The 14,610-nt window shown below is 69.8% G+C and carries 15 protein-coding genes; 10 read left to right on the top strand and 5 right to left on the bottom strand.

The genetic code is table 11. The features are described from left to right. The first annotated feature begins 16 nt into the window (after positions 1-16). Complete coding sequence (locus AC0NZQ_RS14790; RefSeq protein ID WP_474530642.1) at positions 17-295, top strand: Lrp/AsnC family transcriptional regulator; 279 nt, start codon at positions 17-19, stop codon at positions 293-295. 6 nt (positions 296-301) lie between these two features. On the opposite strand, the gene AC0NZQ_RS14785 is transcribed toward AC0NZQ_RS14790, so the two are convergent. The 3 genes from AC0NZQ_RS14785 to AC0NZQ_RS14775 are packed head-to-tail and all read right to left on the bottom strand — an operon-like array spanning position 302 to position 2,937. Next, the gene (locus AC0NZQ_RS14785; RefSeq protein WP_474530641.1) at positions 302-1,420 is read right to left on the bottom strand and encodes a cytochrome c oxidase assembly protein; all 1,119 of its coding nucleotides are present in this window, start codon (positions 1,418-1,420) and stop codon (positions 302-304) included. Positions 1,421-1,462: 42 nt separating this feature from the next. After that, a complete protein-coding gene (trpD, locus tag AC0NZQ_RS14780; protein WP_474530640.1) occupies positions 1,463-2,536 on the bottom strand; it encodes an anthranilate phosphoribosyltransferase in 1,074 nt (357 codons plus the stop codon). Between the two features lie 2 nt (positions 2,537-2,538). Beyond that, positions 2,539-2,937, bottom strand: coding sequence for a response regulator (locus AC0NZQ_RS14775; protein WP_474530639.1), 399 nt, complete (start codon positions 2,935-2,937; stop codon positions 2,539-2,541). Between the two features lie 169 nt (positions 2,938-3,106). Here AC0NZQ_RS14775 and ctaE point away from each other — a divergent pair, with 169 nt between their 5' ends. From ctaE to AC0NZQ_RS14745, 6 genes are all read left to right on the top strand, one after another. Then, positions 3,107-3,730, top strand: coding sequence for an aa3-type cytochrome oxidase subunit III (ctaE, locus tag AC0NZQ_RS14770; protein ID WP_474530638.1), 624 nt, complete (start codon positions 3,107-3,109; stop codon positions 3,728-3,730). Between the two features lie 121 nt (positions 3,731-3,851). Beyond that, positions 3,852-4,697, top strand: a complete 846-nt coding sequence (gene qcrC / locus AC0NZQ_RS14765; protein ID WP_474531410.1) for a cytochrome bc1 complex diheme cytochrome c subunit — start codon at positions 3,852-3,854, stop codon at positions 4,695-4,697. Then, entirely contained in the window at positions 4,694-5,824 is a 1,131-nt protein-coding gene (qcrA, locus tag AC0NZQ_RS14760) for a cytochrome bc1 complex Rieske iron-sulfur subunit (protein WP_474530637.1), read from the top strand. The genes qcrC and qcrA overlap by 4 nt, the downstream gene beginning before the upstream one ends. Further along, positions 5,821-7,452 (top strand): cytochrome bc1 complex cytochrome b subunit, encoded by a 1,632-nt coding sequence (gene qcrB / locus AC0NZQ_RS14755; RefSeq protein WP_474530636.1) that lies wholly within the window; start codon positions 5,821-5,823, stop codon positions 7,450-7,452. Before qcrA ends, qcrB begins: the two co-directional genes overlap by 4 nt. A 144-nt stretch (positions 7,453-7,596) precedes the next feature. Further along, positions 7,597-8,820, top strand: a complete 1,224-nt coding sequence (locus AC0NZQ_RS14750; protein WP_474530635.1) for an LCP family protein — start codon at positions 7,597-7,599, stop codon at positions 8,818-8,820. A 132-nt stretch (positions 8,821-8,952) separates the two neighbouring features. Then, positions 8,953-9,648 carry a DedA family protein gene (locus AC0NZQ_RS14745; RefSeq protein ID WP_474530634.1) on the top strand — a complete coding sequence of 232 codons (696 nt, stop codon included), beginning with the start codon at positions 8,953-8,955 and terminating at the stop codon, positions 9,646-9,648. A 10-nt stretch (positions 9,649-9,658) separates the two neighbouring features. Here the strand turns inward: AC0NZQ_RS14745 and AC0NZQ_RS14740 are convergent, their stop codons facing one another. Next, entirely contained in the window at positions 9,659-10,102 is a 444-nt protein-coding gene (locus tag AC0NZQ_RS14740) for a cytochrome c oxidase subunit 4 (protein ID WP_474530633.1), read from the bottom strand. A 1-nt stretch (position 10,103) separates the two neighbouring features. Beyond that, the gene (ctaC, locus tag AC0NZQ_RS14735; RefSeq protein WP_474530632.1) at positions 10,104-11,087 is read right to left on the bottom strand and encodes an aa3-type cytochrome oxidase subunit II; all 984 of its coding nucleotides are present in this window, start codon (positions 11,085-11,087) and stop codon (positions 10,104-10,106) included. A gap of 151 nt (positions 11,088-11,238) precedes the next feature. On the opposite strand from ctaC, the gene AC0NZQ_RS14730 reads away from it, so the two are divergent. From AC0NZQ_RS14730 to asnB, 3 genes are all read left to right on the top strand, one after another. Further along, on the top strand, positions 11,239-12,366 hold the full coding sequence (locus AC0NZQ_RS14730; RefSeq protein ID WP_474530631.1) for a cysteine desulfurase family protein: 1,128 nt from the start codon (positions 11,239-11,241) through the stop codon (positions 12,364-12,366). A 91-nt stretch (positions 12,367-12,457) separates the two neighbouring features. Continuing rightward, positions 12,458-12,679 carry a sulfurtransferase TusA family protein gene (locus tag AC0NZQ_RS14725; RefSeq protein WP_474530630.1) on the top strand — a complete coding sequence of 74 codons (222 nt, stop codon included), beginning with the start codon at positions 12,458-12,460 and terminating at the stop codon, positions 12,677-12,679. Positions 12,680-12,701: 22 nt separating this feature from the next. Next, positions 12,702-14,609 carry an asparagine synthase (glutamine-hydrolyzing) gene (gene asnB / locus AC0NZQ_RS14720; RefSeq protein WP_474530629.1) on the top strand — a complete coding sequence of 636 codons (1,908 nt, stop codon included), beginning with the start codon at positions 12,702-12,704 and terminating at the stop codon, positions 14,607-14,609. Position 14,610: the final 1 nt, after the last annotated feature.

Below are 14,610 nucleotides of genomic sequence, written 5' to 3'. Positions count from 1 at the left end.
CCCGGAGGTCGCCGCAGTGATCACCACGATCGTCATGGTCAGCGTCGAGTCCGACAAGATCCCCGAGGTGGCCGAGGCCATCGCCGCGATCGACGGCGTCAGCGAGGTCTACTCCGTCGCCGGCGACGTCGACCTCATCGCCATCGTGCGTGTCCGGGAGTTCGAGGCCATCGCCGAGGTCATCGCGGGACGGCTCTCCAAGGTGCCCGGCGTCCTGGCCACCGACACCCACGTCGCCTTCCGCGCCTACAGCAAGCACGACCTGGAGAGCACCTTCAGCATCGGCCTGGACTGACGCGCCTCACTCGTTGATGCGGGCCAGCCACTTGTTGTAGGCCTCGCGAGCCGCCTCGTCGGAGTCCATCGCCGCGGCGGAGGACTCCGTCGACCCGGTGTGCGAGCTGAAGGTCGCCGAGCGTGCCTGCTCCAGCCAGCCACGGTCCGGGGCGGCGGTGTCGACATTGCGCAGCCAGTCGATCACCAGCACCAACATGACGACGGCCATGATGCCGTCACCGGCCCACCACATGATGGCGCCGCCGGTGACCGTGTCGCCTTGGGCGTCGACGGCGAAGCCGGCCGGGAGCAGCTCGATCGGGGTCGTCTGCTGCATCAGCACGATCCCGGTGAAGGTGTCGACGGCCATGGCCAACGCCAGCATGACCCAGCGCGCCGGGGTGCCCAACCGCCAGCGGAGCGGCTCGTCGCCGGGGATGAGCGCGAAGAACTGGCAGCCGGCGAGCAGGTAGATCAGGTGCTCGACCTGGCCGGCCCAGGTGTTGCGCATGAACAGGTTCATCAGGCCGGTGAGGTGGGTGCCCACGATGACGACGGCGTAGCAGGCCAGGGCGACCGGCGGCGCCGTGAGCAGCGACATCACGCGTCCCTGCAGCAGGCGCTCGATGCGGGCACTGCGCTCCGGTCGCGTCGCCGTGACGAGCAGCCGCAGCGGACGCCCCCACATGATCAGCGCCGGCGCCACCATGACGAGCGCCAGGTGCCCGGCCATGTGCGCGCTGAAGAGCACCTGGTCGTAGACGGAGATGCTGCCGTTGGTGGCGAACGCCACCACGAGCAGGCCCGCGAGGAAGAACACAGTGTGCCGCAGCGGCCACCGTTCGCCGGGGCGACGGACGGGCACGAGCGCCACCGCGGTCAGGTACAGCGCCGCCAGCACGACCAGCACCGCCACCGCGGTGGCGTCCAGCGACCACGCGGTGAAGATCACCTCATGCAGCGGTCGGGTGAGCTCGCCGCTGCCGCCGCCGCGGGTCAGCGCGTCGGCGGTGCCGTGCATGTGCATCTCGCCGGCGGCAAGGAAGCGGGCCACCGCCACGGCGAGCAGCACCACCACCACGGCCGCGATCGCCCAGGCGGCGAGGGCCAGTCGGGGTATGCGCGGGGTCCGGGGGGAGCTCACGTGCTCCAGTATCCGCGCCGGCGTTGCCTCAGCCCACCGAGGTCAGCCGGCGGCGGCCCGGCTCACCTCGACCCAGCGCTGCAGCAGGCTCGCCGCCGCGCCGGAGTCGACGGCGTCGGTGGCCACGGCCAGGCCCGCGCGCAGCGCCTCGTGCAACTCGGCGGCGACGAGTCCGGAGGCCATGCCGTCGTGGGCGGCGATCGCACCGGCCGCGTTGAGCAGAACGGCCTCCCGGACGCCGGGCGCGCCACCGGCCAGCACGTCGTGGACCACCTGCGCGTTGAAGGCGGCGTCACCGCCGCGCAGGACCTCCGATGCCACAGCAGGGATGCCGAGGACGGCCGGATCGACGACGGTCGCCTCGGTGCGTCCGCCCGAGACGACCTGAACCTGCGACGTCGTCGTGGTGGTCAGCTCGTCGAGGCCGTCGTCGCCCCGGAACACCAGCGCGGTGTCGCCCCGAGCCGCCAGCACCGCCGCCATCTTCGGCAGCATCGCCGGGTCCGCGCAGCCGATGGCCCCCGACCGCGGCCGACCGGGGTTGGTGAGCGGACCGAGGAAGTTGAAGGCGGTGGGGATGCCCAACTCCGCCCGGACCGGGCCGGCGTGGCGCATGCCGGGGTGGAACGTGCGGGAGAAGCAGAAGCCGATGCCCACCTCTTCGACGGTGCGGGCGATGGCCGCCGGCGGCAGGTCGATGACGACGCCGAGCTCCTCCAGGACGTCGGCCGAACCGCACTGCGAGCTCGCGGCCCGGTTGCCGTGCTTGACCACCCGGCGACCCGAGCCCGCCACCACCAGCGCCGCCATCGTGGAGATGTTGACGGTGTGGGCCCGGTCGGCGCCGGTGCCGACGATGTCCACCGCGGTGGGGTCGACGTCCAGGACGGTGGCGTGGTCGAGCATGGCCCGCACCAGACCCGCCAGCTCGTCGGGCGTCTCGCCCTTGGCCCGCAGCAGGACCGCGAAGGCCGCCAGGCGTGCCGGCGACGCGTTGCCGGACATGATCTCGTCCATCGCCCAGGCCGTCTCGTCCGAGCCCAGGTCGCGTCCGGCGCTCAGCTCGGTCAGGACGCCGCGCCAGCTGGGTGCGGTGGCCGTCGTGCTCTCGGCCACCGCTAGCGGACGACGGGGATGCCCGAGTGCCGCTTGCGCAGCTGCTCGGCCACGACACCCGCGCTCTCGACGGGGTCGATCGGGGTGTTGATGACGGCGTCGGCCAGCGACCAGCTGGCCAGCCAGCCGTCCTGCGGGCGGGCGATGAGTACGACGATGGGCGGGCAGTCGTCGACCTCGAACTTGTACTGCCGCGCCAGCCCCATGCCGCCGGTGGGCTGGGCCTCGCCGTCGAGGACGAGCAGATCGATGCCGCCGCGGTCCAGCTCGGTGACGACCTGGGAGCCCGTCTCGCACTCCACCCAGTCGATCCGCCCGGTGTCCGGGGCCGGACGGCGGCCCACGGCGGTGCGCAGCGCAGCCCGTACCTCGGCGGAATTGCTGTACACGAGAACCGTCACGCGGTCCGGAACCACCGACATCGCTGCCCCTTTTCCCTACGGCACTGTGGGGTGATCGTATCGGCGTCGCTGTGACGACCCGGCGGCCCCACAGCCACGGCTGCAACAGTCGTGCAACACGGGCACCCCCTGCGGCTGCGTTGTCGGCAGGGCAGGGCACAATGGCGACGTGACATCGACCGCCGCGACACCTCGCTTCGAGTCCAGCAAGGTGCACTCGCTGACCCGTCCGAACATCGTCAGCGTCGGCACCATCGTGTGGCTGTCCAGCGAGCTGATGTTCTTCGCCGGCCTCTTCGCCATGTACTTCACGGTGCGCTCGGTGAACGGTGCCGACTGGCCCATGAGGTTGGCCGACGGCCATGAGATCGAGCTGAGCCTGGCCTATGCGACGCCGTTCACCGTGATCCTGGTGGCCTCCAGCTTCACCTGCCAGTGGGGCGTCTTCGCCGCCGAGCGGGGCGACGTCTTCAAGCTGCGCCGCTGGTTCGTCATCACGCTGCTGATGGGCCTGGTCTTCGTGCTCGGGCAGGCCAACGAGTACCGGATCCAGGTGGGCGAGGGGAACACGATCTCGGCCACGGGCTACGGGTCGGTCTTCTACCTCACGACCGGTTTCCACGGGCTCCACGTGATCGGCGGCCTCGTCGCCTTCGTCTTCTTCCTTATCCGCACCACGCTGGGCAAGTTCACCCCGGCCCAGGCCACCGCGGCGATCGTCGTCTCCTACTACTGGCACTTCGTCGACGTAGTCTGGATCGGGTTGTTCGCCGTCATCTACATCATCAGATGAGTCCCGCTCTCCGGGCACGTCTTTACTGTCCCGGCTCCAGCACCACCCGCCGAGCGCGAAAGGGCATCCGTTGAAGGACGACCACACCGACGCCGCCGACGAGATCGGCTTCGAGCCGGCCGTGTCGGCGACCGGTGGCAGCACGAGCGGTAGCCGCCGTGACGCGACCACCCCGGCTCGCCGCAAGGGCCGCCGCAACAGCCTGCGCCGCAAGCTGACGAGCGGCGTGGTGCTGCTCGGCGCCCTCGGCGTGATGGGCACCGCCTACGCGACGTTCGCGACCTCCTCCGGTGCCGAGAGCACCGAGAACACCGCCCAGAAGGTCGCGGCCGGTCAGCGGATCTACGCCAACAGCTGCATCACCTGCCACGGCTCCAACCTGCAGGGCGTCCAGGGCCAGGGCCCGTCGCTCATCGGTGTCGGCAGTGCCGCCACCTACTTCCAGGTCATCACCGGCCGCATGCCCGTCGCGGCACAGGGCGCGCAGATCGCGCGTAAGACCCCCAAGTTCGACGAGGCCGAGACCGAGGCGCTGTCGGCCTACGTCCAGTCCGTCGGCGGCGGGCCGCAGGTGCCCGAGGGCGACGTCCGGGGCAACTCCGACTCCATCGCCGAGGGCGGCGCGATCTTCCGCCAGAACTGCGCCTCGTGCCACGGCAACACCGGCAAGGGCGCGCCGCTGTCGGCGGGCAAGTACGCGCCGTCGCTCTACCCGGCCACGGACAAAGAGATCTACACGGCCATGCTCTCGGGGCCGCAGAACATGCCCGTCTTCGGCGACAACACCATCACCCCTGACCAGAAGCGCGCCATCATCGCCTACATCCAGACGCTGAAGGCCTCCCAGGACCCGGGCGGCGAGGGCATCGCCCGCATCGGCCCGGTCTCCGAGGCCGTCGTGATCTGGGTCGCCGGCGTCGGCGCCCTCATGGTCGCGATCCTGTGGATCGGAGCCCGCACCCGATGAGCACCACCGACAAGGACGTCACCGCGGGCCACGCCCAGCGCGAGCCGCTGACCGCGGACGAGATCCGCGCCATGGATCCGCACGAGGCGATGATCGCCGGCGCCGAGGCCGACGACATCCACATCGTCCACCGCCGCGACCGCTTCCCGGTCCGCGGCACCAAGGCCGAGAAGCGCGCCGAGCGCGCCGTCGCGGCCTGTTTCGCCTTCGCCGCGCTCGCGGGCGTCGGCTTCATCGTTGCCTTCGTGGCCCTGCCGTATCACTGGCACCTGCCCGGCACGCCGCAGAACTTCCGCTTCTACACCCCGGCCCTGGGCGGGCTGCTCGCCATCCTGCTGCTCTTCATCGGCGTCGGCATGGTGCTGTGGGCCAAGTGGCTCATGCCCGAGGAAGAGGCGGTCCAGGATCGCCACGACGACCCGACCACCGAAGAGGACAAGCTCCTCACGGAGGCCACGCTGCTCTCCGGCCTGGACGACACCGGCCTGCCGCGGCGCTCGCTGATCCTGCGCACCCTCGGCCTGGCCGGTGGCGCGCTGGCCACGGTCCCGCTGGTGGCCATCGTCGGCGCCATGATCAAGAAGCCGGGCGACAAGCTCTTCCACACCCTCTTCGACCCCAAGTGGGCGCCCGAGGGCATGAAGCACGTCCCGCTCGTGGTCGAGAACTTCGAGCGCGTGGGGCCGAACGACCTCGAGCCCGGCGGCCTGCTCACCGTCTTCCCCGGCGTCCGCGAAGAGGTGGACGGCAAGAACGGCGTCAACAGCGCCTCCTCGCCGACCCTGCTCATCCGGCTCCGTCCCGGCCAGAAGGTCAGGGCCCGCAAGGGTCAGGCCGGCTTCGGCTGGCCGTCGCAGAACCCCGAGTACGTCGCGTTCTCCAAGATCTGCACGCACGCCGGTTGCCCGGCCTCGCTGTACGAGCAGCAGACCACCCGTCTGCTCTGCCCGTGCCACCAGTCGCAGTTCGAGGTGCTGGAGGACGCGAAGCCCGTCTTCGGACCGGCGTCCCGCAGCCTGCCCAAGCTCCCGCTGGGTGTGGAGACCGACGCGAACGGCCAGCAGTACTTCGTCGCGCTGAGCGACTACAAGGAAGCCATCGGACCCGCATTCTGGGAGCGGCCATGACATCGGTACAGACTCCGCGTCGCGGCAGCGCGCCCCGGACCCCGCAGGGCAAGCTCGGCACGTGGGCGGACGACCGGCTCAAGCTGGCCGGCCCCATGCGCAAGCAGCTGAACAAGGTCTTCCCGGACCACTGGTCCTTCATGATGGGCGAGATCGCCCTCTACTCGTTCGTCATCCTGCTGCTCACCGGCACGTACCTGACGTTCTTCTTCGACCCGTCGATGGCCGAGACGGTCTATCACGGGACCTACGTGCCGATGCAGGGCATCCCAATGTCCAAGGCGTACGAGTCCGCCCTGAACATCAGCTTCGACGTCCGCGGTGGCCTCGTCATCCGGCAGATCCACCACTGGGCCGCGCTGATGTTCCTGGCGGCGATGCTCATCCACATGTTCCGGGTGTTCTTCACCGGCGCCTTCCGCAAGCCGCGTGAGCTCAACTGGCTCATCGGTCTGGGCCTCATCGCGCTCGGCATCATCGAGGGCTTCGCCGGCTACTCACTCCCGGACGACGGCCTCTCCGGCACCGGCCTGCGGATCGCCGAGGCGATCATGCTGTCGATCCCGGTCATCGGCACCTGGGTGTCGTTCCTGGTCTTCGGCGGCGAGTTCCCCGGCGAGCTGATCATCGGCCGGCTCTACATCGCCCACGTGCTGCTGATCCCGGCCATCCTGGCCGCCCTCATCGGCGCCCACCTGGCACTGGTGGTCCGGCAGAAGCACACCCAGTTCCCGGGCCACGGTCGTACCGAGGACACCGTCACCGGCGAGCGGGTCTTCCCCGTCTACGCGGCCAAGGCGGGCGGCTTCTTCTTCATCGTCGCCGGCATCACCGCCGCCCTGGGCGGTCTGGCCCAGATCAACCCGATCTGGCTCTTCGGCCCGTACAAGCCCTCGGACGTCTCGGCCGGCTCGCAGCCCGACTGGTACATGATGTTCCTGGACGGCTCGACGCGTCTCTTCCCGTCCTGGGAGATCAGGCTCTGGGGCCACACCGTCCCGGCCGTCTTCTGGCCGACAGTGGTGCTCCCCGGCATCCTCTTCACCCTCGCCGGTGCCTATCCGTTCATCGAAGCGAAGATGACGAAGGACAAGGCGACACACCATCTGCTGCAACGGCCGCGCGATGTTCCGGTCCGCACGTCGCTGGGCGTCATGGCGATCACGTTCTACATCGTGCTGTTCCTCTCCGGAGCGAACGACATCATCGCCCACACCTTCGACATCTCGCTGAACGCGATGACGTGGGGTGGCCGCATTGCCCTGCTCGTGTTGCCGCCGGTGGCGTACCTCTTCGCCTACCGGATCTGCCTCGGCCTGCAGCGCCACGACCGCGAGGTCCTGGAGCACGGCATCGAGACCGGCGTCATCAAGGTGCTCCCGTCCGGCGAGTTCATCGAGGTCCACCAGCCGCTCGGCCCGGTGGACGAGCACGGCCATGGCCAGCTCTCTTACGCCAGCACCCCGGTGCCCAAGCGGATGAACCACCTGGGGGCTGCGAACCCGATCAAGGCCGTGCGCGGGTTCCTCTGGCCGGTCACCGAGAAGCCCGAGATCCAGCAGAAGCTCGACGAGCTGGACTCCTCGGAGTCGGCGCGGGCCGAGGACCAGAAGCAGCTCACCGACTGACCTGAGCACGGTCATCGGCACGACGAGGCCGCCACCCCATCGGGGTGGCGGCCTCGCTGCTTCCCCCCTCCCCCACCGTCGCTGCCTGGCGAGGCGCTTTGCAGGTCGATCGCTTCTCAGAATCGACGAGCTACGTTTCGGCGCGTGAGCGATCAGGAGCTGCCGAGCTATCTTGACCCGCGAGGCCGGCACCGCGGCGGCAGCGCCCCGGCCCGCCATAGCTGGCGCCCGCTTGGTCGGCTCGTCGGGTCGATCCTCTCCATCACGCTGCTCGTCGCCGCCGGCTACTTCTACTACACCTTCCGCGGCATCGACCACGGCGTGCAGCGGCTGCAGGTCGCCGTCGACGCCAAGCCGACCGGCACCGAGAAGGACATCGACGGCAAGGACATGAACATCCTGCTCGTCGGCAACGACGACCGCTCCACCATGACCAATGCCGAGGTCAAGGAACTCAAGGTCGGGCGCGACGGCGGCAGCCTCGCCACCGACACCATGATGATCGTGCACATCCCGGCGGACGGGTCGCGGGCGACGCTGATCTCGCTACCGCGTGACACCGAGGTCGACATCCCGGACGGCTATCAGTCGCCGAACAAGCTGAATTCGCCCTACGCCAGCGCCTACAGCCAGACCATCCAGCAGGGCGGCAGCGTCGCCGACGCCCGCAAGGCCGGCGCGAACCTGCTCATCAAGACCGTCACCAACCTCACCGGGCTGACGATCAACCACTACGTGCAGGTCGACCTGCTCGGCTTCTACCGGCTGGCCGAGGCCATCGGCGGCATCCCGGTGAACCTCTGTCACAGCGTGGACGACCGGCACAGCACCAACGTGGCCGAGGGCTCCGACGGCGGCTCCGGGTTCCACATGAGCGCCGGCCGCCACGTCCTCACCGCGCTGGAGTCGCTGGAGTTCGTCCGGCAGCGTCATCACCTGCCCAACGGTGACCTGGACCGCGTCCGCCGGCAGCAGTACTTCCTCACCGCCGCCTTCCGCAAGGTCGCCTCCGTCGGCATCCTCTTCAAGCTCAATTCCCTCGGTGATGCGCTGAAGCGGTCGGTCTTCCTCGACGACGGCCTGGACCTCGTCGACCTGGCTCGCCAGATGAACAACCTGTCGGCCAACAACATCGTCGGCAAGACGATCCCGACCACCGTTCAAGCGGACGGCAGCCTCACCACCAACCCGGCGAAGGTCAAGCGCTTCATCGCCAACCTCATCAACCCGCCGACCGGCTCGACGTCGTCGACATCGTCGACATCGTCGACATCGCCGCACTCGAGCGCCCCGCACCACGCGACCGGAACCACCAGCGCGCCGAGCTCCACGACCCGAGCGGCGATCGACTCGAAGTGCATCAACTGACCGACGCCGCCGTCAGCGTCGGAGCGCCGCGCTGATCGTCCGGTCGCGATCCGTACGCCGCCCGGCACCACCCAGCCGTCACCCGGTCTCCTCCCACGAACGGCACAGCGATCGGACGTAACGTCGTGGTGCGTGAGCAGCGACAGCGTGACCGACCCCGGCGGCCTGGCGGGGTGGGCGCTCACCGTCATGGACGGACTCGGCGCCGCCGGCGCGGCGCTGGTGGTGGGGTTGGAGAACCTCTTCCCACCGATCCCGAGCGAGGCGGTCCTGCCGCTGGCCGGTTTCGCCGCGGGACAGGGACGCTTCGGCGTCGTCGAGGCCATCGTCTGGACCACCGCCGGCTCCACGGCCGGTGCCCTGCTGCTCTACGCCCTCGGTGCCTGGCTCGGGCTCGACCGGCTGCGCCGGATCGCCGACCGGGTGCCATTGCTGAGCGCGACCGACATCGACCGGGCCACCGCCGCCTTCGCACGGCACGGCGGCGCCTACGTCTTCTTCGGCCGCATGGTGCCGCTGGTGCGCAGCATGATCTCGGTGCCGGCCGGTGTCTCGCGCATGCCGCTACCCCGCTTCGTCGCCCTCACCGCCGCCGGCAGCGCCCTCTGGAACACCGCGTTCGTCCTGGCCGGATACGCGCTCGGGTCGCAGTGGCACCGAGTCGAGCCCTACGCCGGCACCGTCAGCAGGATCGTGCTGGCTGCATTGCTGCTCACCGTGGCGGTCTGGGCCGTCCGTCGAGTTCGCAGCCGCCGCCAGGCCCGCAGCGGCCGCGGGAACGACGAAGCCCGCCCGGTCGAGGACCGGACGGGCGTCGGGACGAGCTGAGGGTGAGCCGTCAGGCTCCGCCGGGCGACTCGCGCCGGCCACCGGTGTAGTACTCGAAGAGCAGGCCACCGATCGTGTAGAAGAGCATGACCACGCCGACGATGACGAGCCAGATCTGCAGGAACGCCAGTCCCAGACCCGTGACGGTGGCCGAGAGGGCCAGGCCGAAGGGCCAGTAGCTGGCGGGGCTGAAGAAGCCGTAGTCGCCGGCCATCTCGGCGATCTCGGCGTCGTTGCGGTCCTCGGGGCGGGGGTCGATACGCCGGCCCACGAAGTAGAAGAACGAGCCGGGGATCGCCAACAGGCCGCCGGAGAGGATGAGCGCGGCGATGCCGACGGGCTCGATGTGCCCCTTGGTGAAGCTGTTGGGCAGGTCCGTCCAGATGCCGTAACCGATGGCGGCGAGCCAGCAGAAGACGGCGACGCCGAGAAAGAGCCGGGCCTCGACCTTCATGTCAGTTGTCCCCGTTCTGCGGCTCGGACGGACCCTTGTAGGTGCGGTCCGTGTCGAGCGGGTACGTGGTGGTGGCGTACGGGCTCTGGTTCGGCATGGCCTTCTTCAGCGCCTGCGCCTGCCGGTTCGGGTTGTCCGGGCTGATCGCCTTGAGCGCCTGGACGTAGGCGACGAAGGTCTGCTGCGGGACGACCCGGACCTCGAAGTTCATCTGCGAGTGGTACGTGCCGCAGAGCTCGGCGCAGCGGCCGACGTAGCTGCCGGTCTTGGTCGCGGTGAACTCGAAGCGGTTGTCGCGGCTGGTGTCGTAGTCGTCCTGGTTCTCGTCGGCGCCCGGCTTCTCGTACGGGATGACGTCGCGCTTGAAGAGGAACTCCGGCACCCAGAACGAGTGGTTGACGTCGAAGGAGTGCTCGACGACCTGGACCGTCTGGTTCACCGGGATGACCAGGATCGGGATCGTGTTCGAGTCACCGACGGTGTTCAGGTAGTACGGGACGGCCGCGTGCTCCGGGTTCTTGCGCGTCTTGCCGCTGGAGTCGGTGTAGGTGAGCTGCTCCGGCTTCTCGGACTTGTTCGCCTCGACGCCGCGGTAGCTGTGGTACTCGAACTCCCAGTTCCACTTGAACGCATCGACCTGGACGAGGACGTCCGGGTTCGCGGTCGTCTTGTTGACGTAGTCCTCGACGATCACGGTGCGGTAGAAGAGCACGGCGATGACGATGAACGGGAAGGTGAAGCAGACGACCTCGACGAGGAAGTTGTACTTCGTCTGGCGCGGCAGCTCGTCGTTGCGCTTGCGGTAGCGGATGCAGCACCAGAAAATCAGGCCCCACACCACCACGCCGAGGGCGAGGGCGGCGACGCCGGACCAGGTCCAGAGCACACGGATGCGCTCGGCCTGCTTGGTGACGCCGGTCGGGAAGCCGAAACGCAGGTTCCGCTCCCAGTCCTGGGCCGAACACCCGGTCAGCAGCAGCGCCACGCCGGCCAGAAGCAGGCCGATCCGGCCGCCTCGAGACCACCGACGTGTGAAACGACTTTGCCGCACAGATTCCGCCTCTCGACACGTGCAACGAACGACCCGAGCCTACTGGACCGCCTGGCCCGGACCCGGTCCGGGCTACCGTTCCGGCGTGCCCGGTTCTCGCTCCGGATTTCTCGACGCCGCCTCGGGTGCGCCGCTGCACCCGGTGGCCCGGCAGGCGCTCCTCGCTGCCCTGGACGACGGCTGGGCCGATCCGGCGCGGCTGCACGGCGCCGGCCGACGCGCCGCCGCCCTGCTCGACGCCGCCCGCGAGTCGATCGCCGACTCCCTCGGGGCCCGGCCGGACGAGGTCAGCTTCACCGCGAACGGCACCGCCGCGCTGCACGCAGCCGTCCTCGGGGCGCTGCGCACCCCGCAGGCGGCCCTGGTCCACAGCGCGGTGGAGCACTCGGCGGTGCTGCATGCCGCCGAGTGGCACGCCGGCCGGGGCGGTGGGGTCGTGTCCATCGGGGTGGACGGCCGTGGACGCGTCGACGTCGAGGCCCTGGTCGCCGCGTCGGCGGACGCCACCGCCGTCGCACTGCAGGCCGCCAACCACGAGGTGGGGACGCTGCAGCCGGTGACGGAGGTGGCCGGCCGGGTCGACGCCGCGCTGGTGGTCGACGCCACCCAGACCGTCGGGCATGCCGACCTGCCGGCCGGGTGGGACGTCCTCGCCGCCGACGCCCGAACCTGGGGTGGCGGCACGGCCGGCGTCCTCGCGGTCCGTACCGGGGTCCGCTGGCGCTCCTTCGTCCCGGCCGACGATCGGGAGCGGGGTCGGGTGCCGGGGGTGCCGAACCTGCCGGCGATCGTGGCGGCGGCGGCCTCGCTGCGGGCGGTCGAGGCCGATCGTGTCGAGGTCGCGGCGCGACACCGGTCCCTGGTCGAGCGGATCCGCACGGGGGTGGCGGCGACCGTCCCCGACGTCGAGCTGCAGGGCGACCCGGAGCGCCGGCTCCCCCACCTGGTGACCTTCTCCTGCCTTTACGTCGACGGCGAGGCGCTGCTCACCGTCCTGGACCGCCACGGCTTCGCGGTGTCGTCCGGCTCGTCGTGCACCTCCTCGACGCTGGAGCCGTCCCACGTGCTCGTCGCGATGGGGGCGCTCACCTCGGGCAACGTCCGCGTCTCGCTGCACGAGGCGACGACCGAGGCCGAGGTGGACGAATTCCTCGCCGTCCTGCCCGGCGCGGTCGCCGAGGTCAGGGCCGAGTTGGGCGCGGCGGGGCTGTGATCCCCCTCCCCGTTTGCACCCGGCGGCGCGCCTATCGCGCCGCCTGCGGCGGCGTTAGCAGCGCCGCCGGGTGCAAACCGGAGTGGGTGCTGTGATCCTGGACTGCCGCGGCCGGCGCTGCCCGCTGCCGATCCTGGACCTCGCCCGCCACGTCGGCGACGTGGCGGTCGGCGAGACGGTCACGGTCGAGGCGGACGACCCGGCGGCACGCCCGGACATCGCCGCCTGGTGCCGGATGCGCGGCCACGAGTACGTCGGCGAGACGACCGCGGCGGACGGCACACCGGCCTACACGGTGCGCCGCTCCCGGTGAGCCGACCGGGATACTGGATGCCATGTGCGGGCTGATCGGGTTCCTGTCGGGCAACGGCGACGCGGCGACGGTGGCGCCGGCCGTCGAGGGGTCGCTGCCCTCGATGCGGCACCGGGGCCCGGACGAGGGCGGCGTCTGGAACGACAAGGACGTCGCCATCGGCTTCCGCAGGCTGGCCTTCATCGACCTCGACCACTCGCACCAGCCGTTGCCGTGGCTGGCGGGTCGCTACCAGCTGATCTTCAACGGCGAGATCTACAACTATCTCGAGCTGCGCGAGCGGCTGGCCCGCGACTTCGGCGCGCAGTTCGAGACCGAGGGCGACGGTGAGGCCATCGTCGCCGGTTACCACTTCCTCGGCCCCAAGGTGGTCCGCGAACTGCGCGGCATGTTCGCCTTCCTCATCTGGGACTCCCAAGAGCGGGTGCTCTTCGGCGCCCGTGACTGGTTCGGCATCAAGCCGCTCTACACGATGTCCGACGAGCGGGGCACCTTCTTCGCGAGCGAGAAGAAGTCGCTGCTGGACCTCGCCTCCGACACCGAGCGCGGCGGCGTCGACACCACTTCGCTGCAGCAGTACCTGACGCTGCAGTACGTCCCGGAGCCCGCCTCGATGCACACGGCGATCAGGCGGGTGGAGTCCGGCACCTACTTCACGATGAAGCCCGGCGACGAGCTGCGCGTCCACCGTTACTTCCACCCCGACTTCGCCATCAAGCCGGTGCCGGACGCAGACAAGCTCTACCGCAAGATCGCCGACGCCCTCGAGGACTCCGTCGCCAAGCACATGCGCGTCGACCCGGACATCACCGTCGGATCGTTCCTCTCCGGCGGCATCGACTCCACTGCCGTCGCCGCGCTCGCGCAGCGCCACAAGCCCGATCTGCTGACCTTCACCACCGGCTTCGAGCGGGAGGGTTACAGCGAGATCGACGTCGCCGCGGAGTCCGCTGCCGCCATCGGCGTCCGGCACATCACCAAGGTGGTCACGGCCGAGGAGATGATGGAGACGCTGCCGCTGATCGTCTGGTACCTCGACGATCCGGTAGCCGACCCGGCGCTGGTCCCGCTGTACTTCATTGCGCGGGAAGCGCGCAAACACGTCAAGGCGGTGCTCTCCGGCGAGGGCGCCGACGAGCTCTTCGGCGGCTACACGATCTACAAGGAGCCGATCTCGCTGCGTCCCTTCGAGAAGCTGCCCAAGGGGGTGCGGCGTGGCCTCGGCCGGCTCTCGACCCGCATCCCCGAGGGCAAGCGCGGCAAGGACCTGCTGCGCCGCGGCGCGATCGGCATCGAGGAGCGCTACTACGGCAACGCCCGCATCTTCCGTCCGGACGAGATGCAGGGGCTCTTCAAGGGCTTCGACCCGACCGTCTCCTACATGGACGTGACGCGCCAGCTCTACGCGCGCACGACGCACCTGGACGACTCGACTCGCATGCAGTACGTCGACCTCTTCACCTGGCTGCGCGGGGACATCCTCGTCAAGGCCGACAAGATGACGATGGCGAACTCGCTCGAGCTGCGCGTGCCGTTCCTGGACACCGAGGTCTTCGCGATGGGGTCATCGGTGCCGACGGACCTCAAGCTCACCAAGGAGACGACGAAGTACGCGCTGCGGCGCGCGCTGGAGCTCATCGTCCCGGCCCACGTCATCAACCGGCCGAAGCTGGGCTTCCCGGTGCCGATCCGGCACTGGCTCAAGGACGTCATGTACGAGTGGGCCCGCGCGATCATCACCGAGTCGCAGGCCGACGAGCTGATCGACAAGGACCGGGCGCTGCAGCTGCTGGACGCGCACCGCGCCGGCCCGCACGACTACTCGCGCAAGATCTGGACGCTGCTGGTCTTCCTGCTCTGGCACGGCATCTTCGTCGAGCAGCGGATCGCGATCACCCCGCCGGAGCCGGTGTACCCGGTCCGGCTCTGAG

It is taken from the genome of Jatrophihabitans sp. sgz311053 (genome assembly GCF_056135305.1).
This window is presented reverse-complemented; position numbering and strand designations above follow the sequence as displayed.

Bases quoted from the DNA above. Each gene is read 5' to 3' on its own strand.
- qcrA (WP_474530637.1), top strand. From the start codon at position 4,694: ATGAGCACCACCGACAAGGACGTCACCGCGGGCCACGCCCAGCGCGAG.
- qcrB (WP_474530636.1), top strand. From the start codon at position 5,821: ATGACATCGGTACAGACTCCGCGTCGCGGCAGCGCGCCCCGGACCCCG.
- AC0NZQ_RS14740 (WP_474530633.1), bottom strand. From the start codon at position 10,102: ATGAAGGTCGAGGCCCGGCTCTTTCTCGGCGTCGCCGTCTTCTGCTGG.
- asnB (WP_474530629.1), top strand. From the start codon at position 12,702: ATGTGCGGGCTGATCGGGTTCCTGTCGGGCAACGGCGACGCGGCGACG.